Below are 21,106 nucleotides of genomic sequence, written 5' to 3'. Positions count from 1 at the left end.
CGAGGTCGGCGTTCTCCTTGCTCAGCGTCTTGAGCTCGTTGCGAGCAGAGGTGTGCAGATCGCGCGCAGTGACGTCATCGGGAATGTGCGGGTCGTTGAACCGCGGACGGTCACCGTCGGCCTGTACCGGACGTTCGCGACCGACTCCCCCGCGCTGCGGGTACGAGCGAGACGAGTCGCGGTCCTGGCGGGGCGCGCGGTCGTCGCGGTTGTACCCACCGGAACGAGGGGCTCCACCTTCGCGGTTGTCGCGGTTGTAGCCGCCCGTGCGAGGAGCGCCACCGTCACGGTTGTCGCGGTTGTAGCCACCCGTGCGAGGAGCGCCACCATCACGGTTGTCGCGGTTGTAGCCACCCGTGCGAGGAGCGCCACCATCACGGTTGTCGCGGTTGTAGCCACCCGTGCGAGGAGCGCCACCATCACGGTTGTCCCGGTTGTAGCCACCCGTGCGAGGAGCGCCACCATCACGGTTGTCCCGGTTGTAGCCACCCGTGCGAGGAGCGCCACCATCACGGTTGTCCCGGTTGTAGCCACCCGTGCGAGGAGCGCCACCATCACGGCTATCGCGGTTGTAGCCACCCGAACGCGGAGCACCACCGTCACGGCTATCGCGGTTGTAGCCACCCGAACGCGGAGCACCACCGTCACGGCTATCGCGGTTGTAGCCACCCGAACGCGGAGCACCACCGTCACGGCTATCGCGGTTGTAGCCACCCGAACGCGGAGCACCACCGTCACGGCTATCGCGGTTGTAGCCACCCGAACGCGGAGCACCACCATCACGGCTATCGCGGTTGTAGCCACCCGAACGCGGAGCACCACCATCACGGCTATCCCGGTTGTACCCACCCGTGCGAGGGGCGCCACCGTCACGGTTGTCCCGGTTGTAGCTACCCGAACGCGGAGCTCCACCGTCACGGTTGTCACGGTTGTAGCCACCCGTGCGAGGAGCGCCACCATCACGGTTGTCACGGTTGTAGCCACCCGTGCGAGGAGCGCCACCATCACGGTTGTCACGGTTGTAGCCACCCGTGCGAGGAGCGCCACCATCACGGTTGTCACGGTTGTAGCCACCCGTGCGAGGACCGCCACCATCACGGTTGTCACGGTTGTAGCCGCCGGAACGCGGGGCTCCACCATCACGGTTGTAGCCGCCGGTGCGCGGGGCGCCGCCGTCACGGTTGTAGCCGCCCGTGCGTGGCGCGCCACCATCGCGGTTGTCGCGGTTGTCGCCACCCGTGCGAGGAGCGCCACCATCACGGTTGTCCCGGCTGTACCCGCCGGATCGCGGTGCGCCGCCGTCACGGCTGTAACCACCCGAACGCGGAGCGCCACCATCGCGGTTGTCGCGGTTGTACCCACCCGAACGAGGTGCACCGCCATCACGGCTATCGCGGTTGTACCCGCCGGTGCGAGGGGCTCCACCATCACGATTGTCGCGGTTGTAGCCGCCTGAACGGGGTGCGTCGTCGCGACGCGGCCCGCTGCTGCGACTCTGGTCGGGGCGTCCACCGGAAGGACGGTGACCGCGCGATCCAGTGTCGTCGTTGCGACGCGGACGGCGCTCTTGGTCTTCCGGCATGATGCTCCCTGTTCTAGATGTTGTTAACGCAAAATGGCCACCCAACGATGGGTGGCCATTTGCTTAAAAGAAGTCCGGCGGTGTCCTACTCTCCCACAGGGTCCCCCCTGCAGTACCATCGGCGCTGTGAGGCTTAGCTTCCGGGTTCGGAATGTAACCGGGCGTTTCCCTCACGCTATGGCCGCCGAAACACTATTGATGTTTCAATCAAACACATAACAAAGTCATTGTCATGCGGTTCTCGACCGTACATCGAGAACCACTCAGTGGACGCGTAGCACCAACAAACGGTGTGTTATCAAGTCATCGGCTTATTAGTACCAGTCAGCTGCATGCATTGCTGCACTTCCACATCTGGCCTATCAACCCAGTAGTCTGGCTGGGAGCCTCTCACCCGAAGGTATGGAAATCTCATCTTGAGGCCGGCTTCCCGCTTAGATGCTTTCAGCGGTTATCCATCCCGAACGTAGCTAATCAGCGGTGCTCCTGGCGGAACAACTGACACACCAGAGGTTCGTCCAACCCGGTCCTCTCGTACTAGGGTCAGATCCTCTCAAATTTCCTACGCGCGCAGCGGATAGGGACCGAACTGTCTCACGACGTTCTAAACCCAGCTCGCGTACCGCTTTAATGGGCGAACAGCCCAACCCTTGGGACCTACTCCAGCCCCAGGATGCGACGAGCCGACATCGAGGTGCCAAACCATGCCGTCGATATGGACTCTTGGGCAAGATCAGCCTGTTATCCCCGAGGTACCTTTTATCCGTTGAGCGACAGCGCTTCCACAAGCCACTGCCGGATCACTAGTCCCGACTTTCGTCCCTGCTCGACCTGTCAGTCTCACAGTCAAGCTCCCTTGTGCACTTACACTCGACACCTGATTGCCAACCAGGTTGAGGGAACCTTTGGGCGCCTCCGTTACTTTTTGGGAGGCAACCGCCCCAGTTAAACTACCCACCAGGCACTGTCCCTGAACCGGATTACGGTTCGAAGTTAGATATCCAGAGTGACCAGAGTGGTATTTCAACAATGACTCCACATGAACTGGCGTCCATGCTTCACAGTCTCCCACCTATCCTACACAAGCCACACCGAACACCAATACCAAGCTGTAGTAAAGGTCACGGGGTCTTTCCGTCCTGCTGCGCGTAACGAGCATCTTTACTCGTAATGCAATTTCGCCGAGTTCGCGGTTGAGACAGTTGGGAAGTCGTTACGCCATTCGTGCAGGTCGGAACTTACCCGACAAGGAATTTCGCTACCTTAGGATGGTTATAGTTACCACCGCCGTTTACTGGGGCTTAAATTCTCAGCTTCGCCTTGCGGCTAACCGGTCCTCTTAACCTTCCAGCACCGGGCAGGCGTCAGTCCGTATACATCGTCTTGCGACTTGGCACGGACCTGTGTTTTTAGTAAACAGTCGCTACCCACTAGTCTCTGCGGCCACCACACCCTTTTCGGAGCAAGTCCGTATAAGTGGATGGCCCCCCTTCTCCCGAAGTTACGGGGGCATTTTGCCGAGTTCCTTAACCACGATTCTCTCGATCTCCTTGGTATTCTCTACCTGACCACCTGAGTCGGTTTGGGGTACGGGCGGCTAGAACCTCGCGTCGATGCTTTTCTTGGCAGCATAGGATCACCCACTTTTTATCCGCATCGTGTCTCAGCCTATGTGAACGGCGGATTTGCCTACCGTTCGGCCTACGCACTTGCACCAGGACAACCATCGCCTGGCTTGGGCTACCTTCCTGCGTCACACCTGTTAATACGCTAACCGCACCAGAATGGGGTCGTGCGCTAGGCCCACCGCGTCACCCCGAAGGGATCAGTCAGTGGGATTCAGACACTTAGCACTACTGGATTAGCTTGGGCGGTTCTTCGCCGGTACGGGAATATCAACCCGTTGTCCATCGACTACGCCTGTCGGCCTCGCCTTAGGTCCCGACTTACCCAGGGAAGATTAGCTTGACCCTGGAACCCTTGGTCTTTCGGAGGACGTGTTTCTCACACGTCTTTCGCTACTCATGCCTGCATTCTCACTCGTGTAGCCTCCACGGCTGGTTTACACCGCCGCTTCGCTGGCCACACGACGCTCTCCTACCCATCAACACGGCTGGACCACGAAGGCCTACCAATAATGTCAATGCCACAACTTCGGTGGCGTGCTTGAGCCCCGTTACATTGTCGGCGCGGAATCACTTGACCAGTGAGCTATTACGCACTCTTTCAAGGGTGGCTGCTTCTAAGCCAACCTCCTGGTTGTCAAGGCAACTCCACATCCTTTCCCACTTAGCACGCGCTTTGGGACCTTAGTTGGTGGTCTGGGTTGTTTCCCTCTCGACTATGAAGCTTATCCCCCACAGTCTCACTGCTGCGCTCTCACTTACCGGCATTCGGAGTTTGGCTGACGTCAGTAACCTTGTAGGGCCCATCGGCCATCCAGTAGCTCTACCTCCGGCAAGAAACACGCAACGCTGCACCTAAATGCATTTCGGAGAGAACCAGCTATCACGAAGTTTGATTGGCCTTTCACCCCTATCCACAGCTCATCCCCTCAGTTTTCAACCTAAGTGGGTTCGGTCCTCCACGACGTCTTACCGTCGCTTCAACCTGGCCATGGATAGATCACTTCGCTTCGGGTCTAGGACATGCGACTGAATCGCCCTATTCAGACTCGCTTTCGCTACGGCTACCCCACACGGGTTAACCTCGCCACATATCGCTAACTCGCAGGCTCATTCTTCAAAAGGCACGCTGTCACAGCTACTAAGGCTGCTCCAACGGTTTGTAAGCAAACGGTTTCAGGTACTATTTCACTCCCCTCCCGGGGTACTTTTCACCTTTCCCTCACGGTACTTGTCCGCTATCGGTCATCTGGGAGTATTTAGGCTTATCAGGTGGTCCTGACAGATTCACACGGGATTTCACGGGCCCCGTGCTACTTGGGATACTCTTCGCGCCACGGTTGGCATTTCGACTACGGGGTTGGCACCCTCTATGACCGGCCTTTCAAGACCGTTCGTCTATACCATCGTGTAACGCCGCCATCTCGGCAGAGATGACTGAAAAGTCCCACAACCCCCAACGTGCAACGCCTGCCGGCTATCACACACGCTAGGTTTAGCCTGTTCCGGTTTCGCTCGCCACTACTAACGGAATCGCGGTTGCTTTCTCTTCCTGTGGGTACTGAGATGTTTCACTTCCCCACGTTCCCTCTACCCGCCCTATATATTCAGGCGGGAGTCACTAGGTCGGCACGCCGCCCAGCGGGGTTTCCCCATTCGGACACCCTCGGATCAAAACTTGCTTATCAGTTCCCCGAGGCTTATCGCAGATTGCTACGTCCTTCTTCGGCTCCAGATGCCAAGGCATCCACCGTTTGCTCTTAAAGACTTGAAATCACATGAGTTTGAATCAGAATCGACACCAGGCCGAAGCCTGGCATGAAATTGACTAATGATCTTTAAGATCATCTTGTGCAACCGACCGAAGCCGGCTGCAAGATGCTCGCGTCCACTGTGTAGTTCTCAAAGTACGGGCGGTACCCCTTCTCGCAACCCCACACGGGGGAAACAACAAGAGGCCCAGAGGTACAGAAACGAATCCAAAGGATTCGCATCCGGTCCCTCAGGACCCAACAGCGTGCAGACACCGGCCCCCAACCCCAGACCATTCCAACAACCGAAGTTGCGTACTAGCTCCAAGATCAGATCTCGATGTCATGTCAAATGTTCCACCCATGAGCTCCCAGCGAAGAACGTATGCCTTCGAACTGGGTTCTGGACTCCGAAGAGTCAGATGCTCCTTAGAAAGGAGGTGATCCAGCCGCACCTTCCGGTACGGCTACCTTGTTACGACTTAGTCCTAATTACCGATCCCACCTTCGACGGCTCCCTCCACAAGGGTTAGGCCACCGGCTTCAGGTGTTACCGACTTTCATGACTTGACGGGCGGTGTGTACAAGACCCGGGAACGTATTCACCGCAGCGTTGCTGATCTGCGATTACTAGCGACTCCGACTTCATGAGGTCGAGTTGCAGACCTCAATCCGAACTGGGACCGGCTTTTTGGGATTCGCTCCACCTCGCGGTATTGCAGCCCTTTGTACCGGCCATTGTAGCATGCGTGAAGCCCAAGACATAAGGGGCATGATGATTTGACGTCATCCCCACCTTCCTCCGAGTTGACCCCGGCAGTATCCCATGAGTTCCCACCATTACGTGCTGGCAACATAGAACGAGGGTTGCGCTCGTTGCGGGACTTAACCCAACATCTCACGACACGAGCTGACGACAACCATGCACCACCTGTTTACGAGTGTCCAAAGAGTTGACCATTTCTGGCCCGTTCTCGTATATGTCAAGCCTTGGTAAGGTTCTTCGCGTTGCATCGAATTAATCCGCATGCTCCGCCGCTTGTGCGGGTCCCCGTCAATTCCTTTGAGTTTTAGCCTTGCGGCCGTACTCCCCAGGCGGGGAACTTAATGCGTTAGCTGCGTCACGGAATCCGTGGAATGGACCCCACAACTAGTTCCCAACGTTTACGGGGTGGACTACCAGGGTATCTAAGCCTGTTTGCTCCCCACCCTTTCGCTCCTCAGCGTCAGTTACGGCCCAGAGATCTGCCTTCGCCATCGGTGTTCCTCCTGATATCTGCGCATTCCACCGCTACACCAGGAATTCCAATCTCCCCTACCGCACTCTAGTCTGCCCGTACCCACTGCAGGCCGGAGGTTGAGCCTCCGGATTTCACAGCAGACGCGACAAACCGCCTACGAGCTCTTTACGCCCAATAATTCCGGATAACGCTTGCGCCCTACGTATTACCGCGGCTGCTGGCACGTAGTTAGCCGGCGCTTTTTCTGCAGGTACCGTCACTTTCGCTTCTTCCCTGCTAAAAGAGGTTTACAACCCGAAGGCCGTCATCCCTCACGCGGCGTTGCTGCATCAGGCTTGCGCCCATTGTGCAATATTCCCCACTGCTGCCTCCCGTAGGAGTCTGGGCCGTGTCTCAGTCCCAGTGTGGCCGGTCACCCTCTCAGGCCGGCTACCCGTCGACGCCTTGGTGAGCCATTACCTCACCAACAAGCTGATAGGCCGCGAGCCCATCCCCAACCAATAAATCTTTCCAACCACTGAAGATGCCTTCGTGGTTCGTATCCAGTATTAGACGCCGTTTCCAGCGCTTATCCCAGAGTCAGGGGCAGGTTGCTCACGTGTTACTCACCCGTTCGCCACTGATCCACCCAGCAAGCTGGGCTTCACCGTTCGACTTGCATGTGTTAAGCACGCCGCCAGCGTTCATCCTGAGCCAGGATCAAACTCTCCGTAAAAAAGAAATGCATACGACACCGGGAAAACGGTGACGCAGCGAGTTTGATGCTGACCAAAGAGACAAATCATTGCTGACTTTATCCGTTGCCAACCCCACAAGGAGGTTGGTCTTTGATCCAAAGGAATCTCATCCAGCCGAAGCTGAATCGAGGTTATTTGGCATTTGACAAGTGCACGCTGTTGAGTTCTCAAGGATCGGATGCTCCCACGACCGAGTCATCACAACCAGGCCCGAAGGGCAACTTCTCTATCTTAGCCATCCCGTCCCGCTTGTCAAATCAGCGCGCCGTACAGATCTTGGATCCGCTGCGCAGCCTGTGACAGCCGCAGAAGGGGTGGATCTCCCATCCTAGACGCAGACGCCTGTTCTCACAAGTGAGTGGATTGGGAGGTGGTTCTCCGCTTGAGGGGGGTGAAGCTCTTGGCTCCTCCGCTTCCCTGTGGGGCGAACAAGTAATAAGTTACGTGGGTTCTGGGGTTCTGGCAAATCGAGGCATCACCCCCGGGCGTGTCGCTCGCAGCCCTCTCGATGATTTCCCCTGTCCAGGGCGGGTTATCGCCTTGGATCGGCGTCACGAGTACGATCGCAGCGTGACCGCGCCCTCGATTCCCTCCCCTTCCGCTGCCCTGGTGGAACAGGTGTTCTCCGAGCTCGGCATGACGGACCGCACCGTGGATTTCGGCGCAGTCCCACCGCGTCCCGTCCCCCTCCCCTCCCGTCTGGCCACCGCAGATCTCGCGTGGGCGAGCGTGCGCGCAGTCAGCCTGGCGGCCGGCATCCGCGATCTTCCCGATCCGGATCGCATCTCCGCCGCCTACAGGAGCGATCGCGTTCTCGCGATCGATGGCATCGCACCCGACGTGTGGTCGGCGTACTCGGGGTTCTGGCGCTCGGCCGACGGGTGGGTGCGCACTCACGGCAACTACCCGCACCACGCCCACCGGCTCCTCACCGGGCTCGGACTCGACCGCGGCGCGAGCGGTGACGAGGTGCGTGCGGCGATCCTGGGGTGCACGACAGCCGAAGCGGTCGAACTCATCACGGCCACGCATGGCCTCGCCGTCCCCGTGCTCCGCGAGGATCCTGACCTCGAGACACGGTGGCGCTCCACTCCCCTGCTCGAGGTCACGAGACGGGATGCCGCGGGATCCCGCATCCTCTCCCGCCGCGATCCGCTCGCGCAGGACCGTGATGCACCGCTCGCCGGTATTCGGGTCCTCGATCTCACACGCGTGATCGCGGGCCCCGTGTGCACCCGGACTCTCGCGCTCCTCGGCGCGGACGTGCTCCGAGTGGATCCACCCGATCTCGCAGAGCCCGAGTGGCAGCACCTCGACACCGGCCACGGCAAGCGAACGACGCTGCTCGAGGCGAGAAGCGAGCGCTTCCACGAACTCCTCGCCGCCGCGGATGTCGTCGTGCTCGGCTACCGGCCGTCATCCCTCGACCGCCTCGGCCTGTCGCCATCCGCACTGATCGACCGGCATCCTGGCCTGGTGATCGCCCAGCTCAGCGCCTGGGGCATGGACGAGCCGCAGCGCGCCGGTTTCGACAGCCTGGTGCAGGCCGAATCGGGGATCTCGCTCATCGAGTCGCCCGACGGCGAGCGGCCAGGAGCACTCCCTGCCCAGGCACTCGACCACAGCGCCGGGTACCTGCTCGCGACCGGCGTCATCGCGGTGCTGAAGCGGCGTGTGAGCGAAGGCGGCAGCTGGACCCTGCGCACGTCACTACGTCGGGTGGCCGCCGAGCTGCTCGGAATGCCACGCACCGATGAACCGGAAACTGCGCGTGAGTTCGACACCCGAGCTCACTGCACGACCTTCGACGTCGCCGGACGGAAGGTCACGACCGCGAAACCCGCACTTCCCGGACTCGCGTTCGCTGCTCCGCATCGGTGGGGTTCGGATCAGCCGCGCTGGTGACCCCGGCGGAAGAGCGGCAGGGCAAGGCACAACGCCAGAGTCACCGCACCCCACAACGCGCAGGCCGGAGGCAGCATCCGATATGCCAGGTGCTGGTACGTGAACTCCTCGGTGAACGGGCCGTAAGCCAGGTACCCGATGACCGTGGCCGTCACCAGCATCACCGGAAGCGACAACCACCACGCGATCCGGATCGCCGAAGGCGTCACCTGAAAAGCGTCGCCCCGGGGTTCGGCTCGGCGCAGTCGAAGCAGCGCCCACAGCCCGATACCGAGCAGCCCGATCACGCTCGACCCATGCTGGAGCCACTTGTATCCGGTCAGAGGACCCCACATCTCGTCGAGCGCAGGGAGAACCTCGACGCCCCAACGCCGCTCGTGCGTGAAGAGATCCCAGAGGATGTGCGACAGCACACCCAGGATCAGTGAGACGGCGAGCAGCACCGGGTAGAGCGGGCGCGTCGATCCGTCACCCGCAGCGAGTCGTGCCGCCTGCATTCCCGACTGGGACCACTCGGCCGGAATCCGCTTCGCCAGCCAGAGCGGTGCGAGCTCACCCACAGCGGGACGCAGGACGACCCGCCAGATGACGAACAGCACGAAAGCGACCAGTGCCGTCCACACCACGTTGCCGAACGTGTGCGTGAACGAGTAGTCGAGGCCGACGCCGCGCAGGAACAACGGGAGATCGGGGGTCATCGCGCCGATCGCGATCGCCGCCGGCACCAGCGGCGTGCGCATGAAGGGCAGGGCGACCAGCGCGTGGCTCGGGGTGAACGGCATCCGATGTCTCCTGTCGATCCGGCTGGTGAGAAGCGTGACGGCGGCCACCTGAGAACAGCCCAGGTGACCGCCGTCTCGCGATCAGAGGTCGGTCATCAGGCGAGGAAGACTCCCGCAAGCGTCTTCTTGCCGCGACGGAGCACCGAGACACCACCGGGAAGGTCTCCCTGCACGGTGGCCGCCTCGTCGTCGACGCGTTCGCCGTCGAGGGACACACCACCCTGGCCGATCGCACGGCGAGCCTCGGACAGACTCGAGACCAACCCCGTCGCGACGAGCGCGTCGACGACGGATGAACCCGCGTCGACCGTGGCGTTCGGGAGCTCCTCCAACGCGGTGCGCAGCGTCGATGCATCCAGTGCGGTCAGGTCGCCTTGGCCGAACAGCGCCTCGGATGCTGCGATCACGGCGGCCGTCGCATCGATGCCGTGCACGGTGGCGACGACCTCGAGCGCCAGACGCTTCTGCGCGGCTCGCCGGAAGGGCTCGGACTCGACGAGCGCCTCGTATTCCTCGATCTCGGCGCGGGTGAGGAACGTGAACACCTTGAGCCGCTCGATGACGTCGGCATCCGCCGTGCTGAGCCAGAACTGGTACATCCGGTACGGGCTGCACATCTCCGGATCCAACCAGACCGCGTTGCCCTCGCTCTTGCCGAACTTGGTGCCGTCACTGTTCGTGATCAGCGGCGTGCCGATCGCGTGCGCGGCGACGCCCTCGGACCGACGGATGAGGTCGGTGCCGCTGGTGAGGTTGCCCCACTGGTCCGAACCGCCGGTCTGCAGGACGCAGTCGTACTGGCGGTACAGCTCGAGGAAGTCCATGCCCTGCAGGATCTGGTAGCTGAACTCGGTGTAGCTGATGCCCTCGTCGGAGTTCAGGCGCGCAGCGACCGCGTCCTTCTTCAGCATCGTGCCGACACGGTAGTGCTTGCCGATCTCGCGCAGGAAGTCGATCGCCGACAGTGGCGCCGTCCAGTCGAGATTGTTCACGATGCGGGCGGCGTTGTCACCCTCGAAGCTGAGGTAGCGCTCGACCTGCGTCCGCAGGCGACCGACCCACTCTTCGACGGTCTCACGCGTGTTGAGCGTACGTTCGGCGGTCGGCCGCGGGTCTCCGATGAGACCGGTCGAGCCGCCGACCAGGCCCAGCGGCTTGTGCCCGGCGAGCTGGATGCGACGCAGGGTCAGCAGCTGCACCAGGTTGCCGAGATGCAGACTGGGAGCAGTCGGGTCGAACCCGCAGTAATACGTGATCGGGTCCCCGGCGAGAAGGGCGCGCAGCGCCTCCTGGTCAGTGGACACATGGACGAGGCCGCGCCACAGCAGTTCGTCCCACACGTTCTCGAACGTGGGGTCGATCGCCGGCGGGGCGGTCGTCAGATCGGTATTCGACACGCGCTCCAGGCTATCAGCGGTGGGTGTCCACCATTCGCCGCCGCACAGGCGGCTCGTGCTGTCAGCTGTGGGCTGCCCACCACACCAGGAACGCCGCGCCCAGCCCGATCACCCAGCTCACGAGGCTTCCCACCAGGAAGTACTCGGCCCGCGCCCCGGTCTCGCCGTCGCGCGAGATCTCGGGGAATCGCACGATGCCCTTGGCGGCGAGCATCGCTGCGAGGATCGGGTAGGCGGCGGCCAGTGTGAGGATCATCACCAGGATGCGTTCGAGCGGCCCGATCAGGCGTCCGCCCTTGAATCCTGCCCGAGGATCGGATGCCGGGATACTGGCGGTCACGCCCTCCTCGACCGGAGATACTGCCACGCCGGCATCCTGGCCCTGTTCGGCAGCTGCGCCGCCTGCGGCAGCGGGGTCCTCGACCGCGGTATCGGTCGCAATGAGCCGCAGTTCGGCGGGCCGCCAGGTGTGCTCGCCGTCGAGCGCGGCACGGACCACGAGGTTCGAGGACTCGAGAAGGAAGACAGCCGCGCCCAGGGTGAGGATCGCGAGATCGAACGGGATGTCGCCGAAGGGAGAACGCAGGGTCCACACCGAACCGATCAGACCGGCATCCGCCCGAGCACCGAGCCACACCACGGCACCGATACTCAGCACTCCGAGCAGCACGGCCGGCCAGAATCCGAGCGGCGCCGGTCGCTCCGACGGCATGCACCAGACCCACAGGGCACCGACGACCAGACCTGCCAGCATCGGCAGCAGCGCATCGCTCACGCTGCCGAGCAACAACAGGATCACGGCCACCACGAGGTAGCCGATCCACCGACGCGGCGCGAACTGCCGCACGAGATCGGCGGCTCCCACGGCCAGCAGCAGGAATCCGGCGAGGATCATGCGTTCGATCCTCTCAACGCGACCACGCCCTCGATGATGGCGGCGCTCCCCGCGCTGCGCAGTGACTTCGAGACGCTCGGCTGCGAGATGCCCTCCTCGGCCGCCAGCTCATGCTGCGACCTGCCGATCAGGCGCCCGTAGGTGAGGCGGCGCTCACGCTCGGTCATCGCGACGACCAGCTCGTCGCGGACGAGGAGGTAGGCGTTCGATGCGGCGATCACGCTGTCCATGACCTCATCCTGCCCGGGAGCACCGACAATCCACGTGCGCGTGCGCGGCACGGTGCGACTCTCCCTGCCATGCACGGTATCGATCGCGGTACGCGCGGCGTACCAGCCGGGGCCGTCGGCGAGATCGCCGTGCACGGAGTCGACCGCGCGCACGTCGCCGATGCCGATCCCGAAGCGGAAGGCGATGCCGTCGGGAAGTGCGAGCTGGATCATCAGAAGCGAGACCATCGCGTCTTCGAGTGCGAGGTAGACGCCCTGCTGCTCGTCCCCTACCGTGGGCGTCAGCGGCTGGTGCGCGAGGGGCAGATACTCCTCCACCCGCCTGATGGTGTCATCGAGGATGCGCTGCGCCGACGACCGATCGTCGAGCTGACGTGAGCCCACGATATCGGCGAGTACGGCGATGACCATGTGATAACCGTATCACGAATAACTTCCATTTATGCCCTATTTGGCTATAGTCTCGGAACATGCCTGAATCAGACATCATCCCCTGGGCCGAAGGCTCCTGGACCCACGAACCTGCGGCTCTCTCCTCAGAAGGCGAGATCCTCGATGTGACCGCTGTCGAGGGCAGCGATGCCTGGCGGCACACCGCCTACGGCTTCGTGCACGACACCGAGCATGCGCTTCTCGCTCCCCTGGCGGTGGGAGAAGCGATGGACGTCACCTTCCGCGCACCGTGGGACGGCCAGTTCGATCAGGCCGGCGTCTTCGTGCGCATCGACGACGAGCACTGGATCAAGGCGGGCATCGAATACGCCGACGAGCACCTCGGCCTCGGAGCCGTCGTGACCGACGTCCGCTCCGACTGGTCGGTCGGGTACGTCGACGACTGGCACGGCAGCGAGATCACCGTCCGCGTGAGCCGGTGGCCGGATGCCGTGATCGTGCGTGCGCGTGCGGGTGACGGCGAATGGCGACTCGTGCGGGTGGCTCCGTTCGACGGCGACGCCGCCGCATCCGCCGGTCCTTTCCTCGCCGGCCCCACGCGTTCCGGTCTCGTCGTGCGTTTCACCCGCTGGACGCGCTCAGCCGCCGACGCCGCGCTGCACTGACCCGATTCCGCCGACAGACGATCGACGGAGACCCGGTCGATATACGGAGGATCTGTCGCAGACTCTCCGCGCTTCGTCCGGGCCTCCGCTGATCGTCGCGGAGCAGTCGCTTCTCCACACCCGACCGCCGAGCACGTTCCTCCACAATCGACGCGAGGTGCCCGACTGAGAGTCTCGGAATGCGGCACGGTGGGCGGATGCTCTCTGCGAAGGACACCATCGTCAGCCTCGGCGGCTACGCGCGCGGCACGCAACTTCAGAGGTTCGGATTCACTCGACAGAGTCTTTCGAGGGACGTGCAGGCCGGAGCGATCGTCCGCCTCCGGCCAGGAGTGTTCGCCGCCATGCCTGTGCCCTCGCCAGTGCGGCAGGCTGTCGAGCACGGTGGAGCCCTGACCTGTGCGAGCGCTCTCCGCGCGGCGGGGGTCTGGGTGCTCCCGCGCGCAGACGGGATTCACGTGTGGCTCTCACCGAGTCAGCATGCGCTCGCGCACCCCGGCTGTACCTGCACCTCCCACTACTACTCCGGAGACCCGTCGATCGGCACCGCCAGCATCGAGATCGCCCTCGCGCACCTGTACAGGTGCGCCGGAGATGAAGCATTCTTCGCGGCATTCGAGTCCGCCTGGAACCTCGGCAAGCTCGCAACCCGGCAGCGGAAACGAGTGAGGGCGATGCTGCCACGCAGGGCTCGCTGGCTCGTCGATCTCGCACGATCGGATGCCGACAGCGGGCTGGAGTCTCTGCTGCGGCTCCGAATGCATCTGCTCGGCATCCGACTCGATTGTCAGGTCATCATTCGCGGCGTGGGAAAGGTCGACTTCGTCGTGGGCGGACGCCTGATCATCGAGGCAGACGGCAAAGGCAACCACGAGGGCGGGCTCCGACACAAAGACCTCGTCCGGGATGCCGCCGCGTCACGCCTCGGCTTCGAGACGCTGCGGTTCGACTACGCCCAGATCGTGCATGACTGGCCGACCGTGCACGCCGCGATCTCAGGAGCTCTGGAGCGGCTCGAGGACCAGGGCGACTGACGCTCAACGGAGGTTCGGACGGATCACGGAGAAGCTGGGTCAGCGCCTCCGCGATCCGTCCGGTGATCCGGGATCCGTCCGTCGTGCAGGGATGCCGGCTAGAGGCCGAGCGCGTGCGCGGCCGCCTGAGCGCGCGCCACGAGTTCTGCGCGCTGCTCCGCCACCCGCACGGGAGCGGTTCCCCCGGCACCGGTGCGCGATGCCACCGAACCCTCGATCGTGAGGACCTCGCGGACCTCCGGAACCAGGTGAGGCGAGACCGACAGCAGCAGTTCGTCGGAGGCATCTTCGAGACCGATCCCCGCCTCCTCGCAGGCACGGACGAGGGCGCCTGAGATCTCGTGCGCATCGCGGAACGGAACCCGGCGCTTCACGAGCCACTCCGCGACGTCTGTCGCGAGCGAGAACCCCTCGGGCGCGAGCGCCGCCATCCGCTCGGTGTCGAAGCGCAGCGTCGCGATCATGCCGGCGAATGCGGGCAGGACGACCTCGAGCGTCTGGACCGAGTCGAAGACCGGCTCCTTGTCCTCCTGCAGGTCGCGGTTGTACGCGAGCGGGAGTCCCTTGAGCGTGGCCATGAGCCCGGACAGGTTACCGATCAGGCGCCCGGACTTTCCGCGCGCGAGCTCGGCGATGTCGGGGTTCTTCTTCTGCGGCATGATGCTCGACCCGGTCGAGTAGCTGTCATGCAGCGTGACGAACCCGAACTCACGTGTGTTCCAGAGGATGATCTCTTCGCTCAGACGCGACAGGTCGACGCCGGTCATAGCCGCGATGAAGGCGAACTCCGCCACCACATCGCGTGCGGCCGTGCCGTCGAGCGAGTTCTCGGCCGGGCGATCGAGACCGAGCTCGGTCGCGACGAGGGCGGGATCGAGCCCGAGGGTCGACCCCGCGAGCGCTCCCCCACCGTACGGCGAGACACCGGCACGACGACGCCAGTCGACGAGACGCTCGAGCTCACGCACGAGCGGCCAGCCGTGCGCCTGCAGGTGATGCGCGAGCAGCACGGGCTGCGCATGCTGCAAGTGGGTGCGTCCGGGAAGGATCGCGTCGGGGTGCGCCTCCGCCTGGGCGACCAGAGCGTCGATGACACGGAGCAGATCGCGGGCGATCACTCGGGCATGGTCGATCAGATACATCCGCACGAGCGTGGCGATCTGGTCGTTGCGGCTGCGGCCGGCGCGCAGGCGCCCGCCCAGCTCCGGTCCGAGCTCGGCGATGAGCGCCTGCTCGAGAGCACCATGCACGTCTTCATCGGACGGGACCGGCAGCAGGGTGCCGTCGGCGACCTTGCGCGCGACGGCGTCCAGGCCCTCGTGCATCCGGGCCGCCTCGTCTGGCTCGAGATATCCTGCCGCCGCGAGGGCGGTCGCGTGGGCCTGGGAGCCTGCGATGTCGTAGGGCGCGAGCACCCAGTCGAAGTGCGTCGAGCGGCTGAGCTCGACCAGCTCGGGTGAGGGTCCGCTCGCGAAACGAGCTCCCCACAGCGCGCCTTCGTTGGTGCCTTCGTTCTTCGAGTCGACCATCACGCGTCCTTCTTGCCGAGCAGCCAGACGAGCAGCGCCTTCTGCGCGTGCAGACGGTTCTCGGCCTCGTCCCAGACGACGCTCTGCGGGCCGTCGATCACCTCGGAGTCGACCTCGTAGCCGCGGTCGGCGGGCAGGCAGTGGATGAAGATGGCCTCGGAATCAGCGATCTGCATCGTCTCGGGCGTCACCTTGTAGCCGCCGAGGTCGCGGATGCGCGCGAGCTTCTCCTCCTCCTTGCCCATCGACACCCAGGTGTCGGTGACCACGACGTCGGCACCGGCTGCGGCTTCGACGGCGTCGGTGTAGAGGGTGATGGACCCACCGGTCTCGGAGGCGCGGCGGTCGGCCGCCTCGACGACGTCGGCCCGGGGTGCGTAGTCGGCGGGCGACGCGATGCGCACGTGCATGCCGGCGGTGACGCCTGCCAGCGCGTACGAGTGCGCCATGTTGCTCTGACCGTCACCGAAGAAGGTCAGGGTCAGCCCCGTGAGATCTCCCTTGTGCTCGCGGATCGTGAGCAGATCGGCGAGCAGCTGGCATGGGTGGAAGTCGTCGGAGAGCGCGTTGACGACCGGCACGGTGGTGCCCTCCGCCATCTCTTCGAGCCCGGCCTGCGCATAGGTGCGCCAGACGATCGCGGCGACCTGACGCTCGAGAACACGAGCCGTGTCGGACGGGGTCTCTTTGCCGCCCAGCTGGCTGCTGGCGGTCGAGATGATCAGCGGCGAGCCACCCAGGTCCGCGATGCCCACGGCGAAGGAGACGCGGGTGCGGGTCGAGGACTTGTCGAAGATCACCGCGACCGTCTGGGGACCCGCGAGCGCCTTGTTCGCCCAGCGATCCTTCTTCAGCTCGATGGCGAGATCGAGGATCTCCGCCTGTTCTGCGGGGGTCAGATCGTCGTCACGCAGAAGGTGGCGGGTCATGCGAGGGCCTTTCCGGATTCGGTGAGGGATGCCTGGACATCGGCGAGCGATGCGGCGAAGAGCTCGCGGAACTCGGCGAGCTCAGGATCTCCGATGGTGAGTGCGGGCGCGATGCGCACGGTCTCGGGGTTCGCGGCGTTCACGATGAGCCCGCGCTCCTGGGCAGCGGCGACGACCTCGTTCGCGACGGGCGCGCTGAGCGCCACGCCGATGAGGAGTCCGCGACCTCGGATGCCGGTGACGAGAGGCGAGTCGAGCCCGGTGATGATCTCACGGAGTTCCTCGCCCCGACGCGCGGCGTTGTCGACGAGCCCGGCATCCTCGATCTCGGTGAGTACCGCGTCTGCCACGGCGGTCGCGAGCGGGTTGCCGCCGAACGTCGAGCCGTGCGAGCCGGGGGTGAAGAGTGAGCTCGCCGCACCGTAGGTCACGAGCGCGCCGATCGGGAAGCCGCCGCCGATGCCCTTCGCGAGCGTGATGGCGTCGGGAGTGATGCCCTCGTGACTGAATCCGAACCACGCTCCGGTGCGCCCGGCGCCCGTCTGGATCTCGTCGACGATGAGCAGTGCACCATGCTTCAGGGTCAACGACCGCGCCGCCTGCAGGTAGCCCTCCGGCAGCTCGACCACGCCGGCTTCGCCCTGGATGGGCTCCACGATCACGGCGGCGACCCGACCGTCGATCGCTGCTTCGAGAGCCTCGATCGTCGCGGGAATGTGCTCGACTCCCCCGGGCATGGGCTCGAACGGTGCCCGCATGGCGGCCTTGGCCGTCAGGGCGAGCGAGCCCATCGTGCGCCCGTGGAAGCCGTTCTCGAGAGCGATGATGCGCGGCTTCTCCGTGCCGCCGTGCAGGCGGGCGAGCTTGAACGCCGCCTCGTTGGCCTCGGCGCCCGAGTTCGAGAAGAACACGCGGCCGTCGATCCCGGCACCCGCGAGGCGCTTCAGCCGAGCGGCGAGCGCGAGCTGCGACGGGGTGGCGAAGTAGTTCGACACGTGCGCGAGAGTCGCCGCCTGCCGTGAGACGGCCTCGACGAACACCGGGTGCGCGTGCCCGAGTGAGGTCACCGCGATGCCGGCGAGGAAGTCGAGATGGCGCTTGCCCTCGGAGTCCCAGAGGTACGACCCCTCACCGCGGGTGAGCATGGCCAGTCGCGGCCCCGCGTTGAGGACCAGATGGCTCGCTGCGTCATCCTGCCAATTGCTCATGCGTTCGTCCCTGCGCTTCCCATGACCACTTCTGTTCCGATTCCCTTGCTGGTGAAGAGTTCGACGAGCACCGAGTGCGGCACACGTCCGTCGATGATGGCGGCGGCGTCGACGCCCCCTTGGATCGCATCCAGGCAGGCCTTCATCTTCGGGATCATGCCGGATTCGAGTGACGGCAGCATCTCGATGAGCGCTTCCGAGGTGAGGTGCGAGACGAGCGAGTCGCGGTTGGGCCAGTCGGCGTAGAGCCCGGGCACATCTGTGAGGATGACGAGCTTGCGCGCCTTGAGTGCCACGGCGAGGGCGGCGGCCGCAGCATCTGCGTTCACGTTCAACGACTGACCGGGGTGATCGAGGTCGGGCGCGATGCTCGACACGACCGGCACCCGACCCGCCGCGAGATGGTCGAGCACGGGAGTCGGGTCGACCTCGACGACATCGCCGACACGTCCGAGATCGATCTCCTCACCGTCGATGACCACGCCTCGGCGACGTCCGCCGAAGAGCCCGGCGTCTTCACCGCTGAGCCCGGTCGCGATCGGACCGTGGGAGTTGATCTTGGAGACCAGCTGCGGGTTCACCTGACCGGTGAGCACCATGCGCACGACACTGATCGCCTCGGTGTTGGTGACGCGGTAACCGCCCTTGAACTCGCTCGGGATCTCGAGCCGTTGCAGCATGTCGGAGATCTGGGGCCCGCCGCCGTGCACGACGACCGGCTGCACGCCCACGTAACGCAGATACGCGATGTCCTGCGCGAACGCCTCCTGCAGCTCGTCCGAGACCATCGCGTTTCCGCCGTACTTGACGACGACGATCTGGTCGCGGAACTTCTTCAGCCACGGGAGTGACTCGATGAGCGTCGCGGCCTTGACGGCGGCGACATCGGGCGTCGTGTCCTGGATGTCTGTGGTCATGAGGCGTAGGCGCTGTTCTCGTGCACGTAATCGTGAGTGAGGTCGTTGGTGAGGATGGTGGCCGTGGCCTCGCCGACCTTCAGGTCGATCACGAGGTGCGTCGCGCGCGGGGTCAGGTCGACCTCTTCGCGCGGACGGTCGGGACCGCCCTCGCTGCACACGCGCACGCCGTTCATCCAGACGTCGACGTCATACGGATCGAACTGGGCGCTCGTCGTTCCGATGGCTGCGAGCACTCGCCCCCAGTTCGGATCGTTGCCGAAGATCGCCGCCTTGAAGAGGTTGTTCCGCGCGACCGATCGGCCGACCTCGACGGCCTCACCCTCGGAGACCGCGTGCTGCACCTCGATGGTGATGTCGTGGCTCGCACCTTCGGCGTCGCCCTGCAGCTTGACCGCGAGTTCCTGACACAGCTCGGCGAGCGCCGTCGAGAAGTCCTTGAGATCCGGCGCGATCCCGGAGGCGCCGTTGGCGAGCAGCGTGACCTGGTCGTTGGTCGACATGCAGCCGTCGGAGTCGAGACGGTCGAACGTGGTGCCGGTCGCGAAGCGCAGCGCGGCATCGGCCTCGAGCGGCTCGAGCACGGCATCCGTCGTGATGACGACGAGCATGGTCGCGAGCCCGGGGGCGAGCATGCCCGCACCCTTCGCCATGCCTCCGATCGTCCAGCCCTCGCGGCTTACGACCGCGGTCTTCGAGACGCTGTCGGTGGTCATGATGGCCTCGGCCGCACCCTCGCCGCCGTCTGTCGACAGTTCGGCGATGGCCTGCTCGGTGCCCGCGAGCACCTTGCCGCGGAAGACCTCGTCACCGACGCCGATGAGACCGGTCGAGCAGATGAGCACGTCGCCGGCGCTGACGCCGAGGAGCTCGGCGGCCTTCTCGGCGGTCTGGTGCGTGGTCTGGAAGCCGAAGCTGCCGGTGAAGCAGTTCGCTCCCCCCGAGTTCAACACGACCGCCTCGACCACGCGATCGGCGACTGCCTGCTGCGACCAGATGATCGGGTTGGCCTTGGCACGGTTGCTGGTGAAGACCGCGGCACCGACCTTGCGGGGGCCACGGTTGACGACGACGGCGACGTCGGGTTTGCCGGTCGACTTGAGGCCGGCGGCGACTCCGGCCGCCTCGAATCCTGCGGGGGCGGTGACGCTCACGGCGCGACTCCGTTCACTGAGAGGGCGCGGGACTCGGGCAGCCCCAGCGCGAGGTTCATGGACTGGATGGCAGCGCCTGCGGTGCCCTTGACGAGATTGTCGACCGCGGTCACCACGGTCACTCTGTTCGCCGCGCGATCGATCGCGAGACCGATCAGGGCGGTGTTCGCACCCACCACGTCGGCCGTGCGTGGGAACTGACCGGCCGGCAGGAGCTGCACGAAGGTCTCGTCGCCGTAGGCGTCTTCCCACGCCGCACGGATCTCCGCGTCGCTGACGTCGCCGACGATCGGTGCGGTCGACGTGGCGAGGATCCCCCGCGACATCGGCACGAGCACGGGTGTGAAGGAGATGCGGATGCCGTCGGGCGCGGTCCCGGACGCCGCGGCGAGCGCCTGGCGGATCTCGGGGATGTGCCGATGGGTGCCGCCGACCGCGTAGGGGTTGGCGCTGCCCAGGATCTCGCTCGCGAGCAGGTTCGTCTTGAGGCTCTTACCCGCCCCCGAAGGACCGACCGCGAGAACGGAGACGATGTCCCCCGCGTCGATCACTCCTGCGGCGACGCCGGGTGCGAGACTCAGGCTCACGGTCGAGGCGTTGCAGCCCGGGGCAGCGATCCGTGTCGCGCCGCGCAGTGTCTCCCGCTGCTTGACGCCGCCCACCAGCAGCTCGGGCACGCCATAGGTCCATGGCTCGTGGAAGTCGCCGCCGTAGAAAGAATCCCAGGAATCCTGCGACGTCAGTCGATGGTCGGCTCCGGCATCGATCACCAGCGGGGTGTCGCCGAGCGCGTCCGTGTACTGACCGGATTGCCCGTGCGGCAGAGCGAGGAAGACGATGTCGTGACCTGCGAGTGTCTCGGGCGTCGTGTCCTGCAGGGTGAGGTGTGCGAGCGACCGCAGGTGCGGCTGATGCTGCACGAGCGGCTGACCGGCATTCGAGTGCGCCGTGACGGTGCGGATCTCGATGTCGGGATGCGACGCGAGGAGGCGCAGGATCTCGCCGCCCGCATAGCCGGATGCGCCGGAGACGGCGACGGAGTACGTCATGCTTCTACCTTAACGGTCATGCCCCGCATCGAACTCGGGGCGCAGTGTCGGGAACCGGGGCGGCGACACCGGCACTCGACCGC

The 21,106-nt window shown here is 64.4% G+C and carries 14 protein-coding genes and 3 rRNA genes; 4 read left to right on the top strand and 13 right to left on the bottom strand.

Annotation, left to right across the window (positions count from 1 at the left end; all coding sequences use genetic code 11):
* The first annotated feature begins 52 nt into the window (after positions 1 to 52).
* On the top strand, positions 53 to 1,456 hold the full coding sequence (locus ACZZZN_RS04335) for a hypothetical protein (RefSeq protein ID WP_463503982.1): 1,404 nt from the start codon (positions 53 to 55) through the stop codon (positions 1,454 to 1,456).
* 198 nt (positions 1,457 to 1,654) lie between these two features.
* On the opposite strand, the gene rrf is transcribed toward ACZZZN_RS04335, so the two are convergent.
* The 3 genes from rrf to ACZZZN_RS04320 form a co-directional block, all read right to left on the bottom strand.
* Positions 1,655 to 1,771: ribosomal RNA gene (gene rrf, locus ACZZZN_RS04330) — 5S ribosomal RNA — on the bottom strand.
* 105 nt (positions 1,772 to 1,876) lie between these two features.
* A 23S ribosomal RNA gene (locus ACZZZN_RS04325) occupies positions 1,877 to 4,981 on the bottom strand.
* Between the two features lie 410 nt (positions 4,982 to 5,391).
* Positions 5,392 to 6,914 (bottom strand): 16S ribosomal RNA (locus ACZZZN_RS04320).
* The 16S, 23S and 5S rRNA genes sit together here, the layout of an rRNA operon.
* Positions 6,915 to 7,506: 592 nt before the next feature.
* On the opposite strand from ACZZZN_RS04320, the gene ACZZZN_RS04315 reads away from it, so the two are divergent.
* Positions 7,507 to 8,841 (top strand): CoA transferase, encoded by a 1,335-nt coding sequence (locus ACZZZN_RS04315; protein WP_463503981.1) that lies wholly within the window; start codon positions 7,507 to 7,509, stop codon positions 8,839 to 8,841.
* On the opposite strand, the gene ACZZZN_RS04310 is transcribed toward ACZZZN_RS04315, so the two are convergent.
* The 4 genes from ACZZZN_RS04310 to ACZZZN_RS04295 all read right to left on the bottom strand — a co-directional run bounded on the left by ACZZZN_RS04310 (position 8,826) and on the right by ACZZZN_RS04295 (position 12,556).
* The gene (locus ACZZZN_RS04310; protein ID WP_463503980.1) at positions 8,826 to 9,623 is read right to left on the bottom strand and encodes a DUF4184 family protein; all 798 of its coding nucleotides are present in this window, start codon (positions 9,621 to 9,623) and stop codon (positions 8,826 to 8,828) included. The genes ACZZZN_RS04315 and ACZZZN_RS04310 overlap by 16 nt on opposite strands.
* Positions 9,624 to 9,718: 95 nt before the next feature.
* The gene (tyrS, locus tag ACZZZN_RS04305) at positions 9,719 to 11,020 is read right to left on the bottom strand and encodes a tyrosine--tRNA ligase (protein ID WP_463503979.1); all 1,302 of its coding nucleotides are present in this window, start codon (positions 11,018 to 11,020) and stop codon (positions 9,719 to 9,721) included.
* A 61-nt stretch (positions 11,021 to 11,081) separates the two neighbouring features.
* The gene (locus ACZZZN_RS04300; protein ID WP_463503978.1) at positions 11,082 to 11,915 is read right to left on the bottom strand and encodes a hypothetical protein; all 834 of its coding nucleotides are present in this window, start codon (positions 11,913 to 11,915) and stop codon (positions 11,082 to 11,084) included.
* Positions 11,912 to 12,556 carry a SatD family protein gene (locus ACZZZN_RS04295; RefSeq protein ID WP_463503977.1) on the bottom strand — a complete coding sequence of 215 codons (645 nt, stop codon included), beginning with the start codon at positions 12,554 to 12,556 and terminating at the stop codon, positions 11,912 to 11,914. Before ACZZZN_RS04295 ends, ACZZZN_RS04300 begins: the two co-directional genes overlap by 4 nt.
* Before the next feature lie 59 nt (positions 12,557 to 12,615).
* Between ACZZZN_RS04295 and ACZZZN_RS04290 the strand changes: the two genes are divergently transcribed.
* A complete protein-coding gene (locus tag ACZZZN_RS04290; RefSeq protein WP_463503976.1) occupies positions 12,616 to 13,203 on the top strand; it encodes a DUF1349 domain-containing protein in 588 nt (195 codons plus the stop codon).
* Positions 13,204 to 13,400: 197 nt separating this feature from the next.
* The gene (locus ACZZZN_RS04285; RefSeq protein ID WP_463503975.1) at positions 13,401 to 14,237 is read left to right on the top strand and encodes an endonuclease domain-containing protein; all 837 of its coding nucleotides are present in this window, start codon (positions 13,401 to 13,403) and stop codon (positions 14,235 to 14,237) included.
* Positions 14,238 to 14,335: 98 nt separating this feature from the next.
* Here the strand turns inward: ACZZZN_RS04285 and argH are convergent, their stop codons facing one another.
* From argH to argC, 6 genes are read right to left on the bottom strand one after another with little or no spacing between them, the layout of a single operon-like run.
* Positions 14,336 to 15,766, bottom strand: a complete 1,431-nt coding sequence (gene argH / locus ACZZZN_RS04280) for an argininosuccinate lyase (RefSeq protein ID WP_463503974.1) — start codon at positions 15,764 to 15,766, stop codon at positions 14,336 to 14,338.
* The gene (argF, locus tag ACZZZN_RS04275) at positions 15,766 to 16,695 is read right to left on the bottom strand and encodes an ornithine carbamoyltransferase (protein WP_463503973.1); all 930 of its coding nucleotides are present in this window, start codon (positions 16,693 to 16,695) and stop codon (positions 15,766 to 15,768) included. Before argF ends, argH begins: the two co-directional genes overlap by 1 nt.
* Positions 16,692 to 17,903: an acetylornithine transaminase gene (locus ACZZZN_RS04270; RefSeq protein WP_463503972.1), complete on the bottom strand. Its 1,212-nt coding sequence runs from the start codon at positions 17,901 to 17,903 to the stop codon at positions 16,692 to 16,694. The genes argF and ACZZZN_RS04270 overlap by 4 nt, the downstream gene beginning before the upstream one ends.
* Positions 17,900 to 18,820, bottom strand: a complete 921-nt coding sequence (gene argB / locus ACZZZN_RS04265) for an acetylglutamate kinase (protein ID WP_463503971.1) — start codon at positions 18,818 to 18,820, stop codon at positions 17,900 to 17,902. The genes ACZZZN_RS04270 and argB overlap by 4 nt, the downstream gene beginning before the upstream one ends.
* Positions 18,817 to 19,974 (bottom strand): bifunctional glutamate N-acetyltransferase/amino-acid acetyltransferase ArgJ, encoded by a 1,158-nt coding sequence (gene argJ, locus ACZZZN_RS04260; protein WP_463503970.1) that lies wholly within the window; start codon positions 19,972 to 19,974, stop codon positions 18,817 to 18,819. Before argJ ends, argB begins: the two co-directional genes overlap by 4 nt.
* Positions 19,971 to 21,023, bottom strand: coding sequence for an N-acetyl-gamma-glutamyl-phosphate reductase (gene argC, locus ACZZZN_RS04255; protein WP_463503969.1), 1,053 nt, complete (start codon positions 21,021 to 21,023; stop codon positions 19,971 to 19,973). Before argC ends, argJ begins: the two co-directional genes overlap by 4 nt.
* Positions 21,024 to 21,106: the final 83 nt, after the last annotated feature.

This window comes from Microbacterium sp. AC145 (assembly GCF_979258505.1).
Note: the sequence above shows the minus strand (reverse complement) of the source record. Positions and strands in the feature narration are given on the sequence as shown.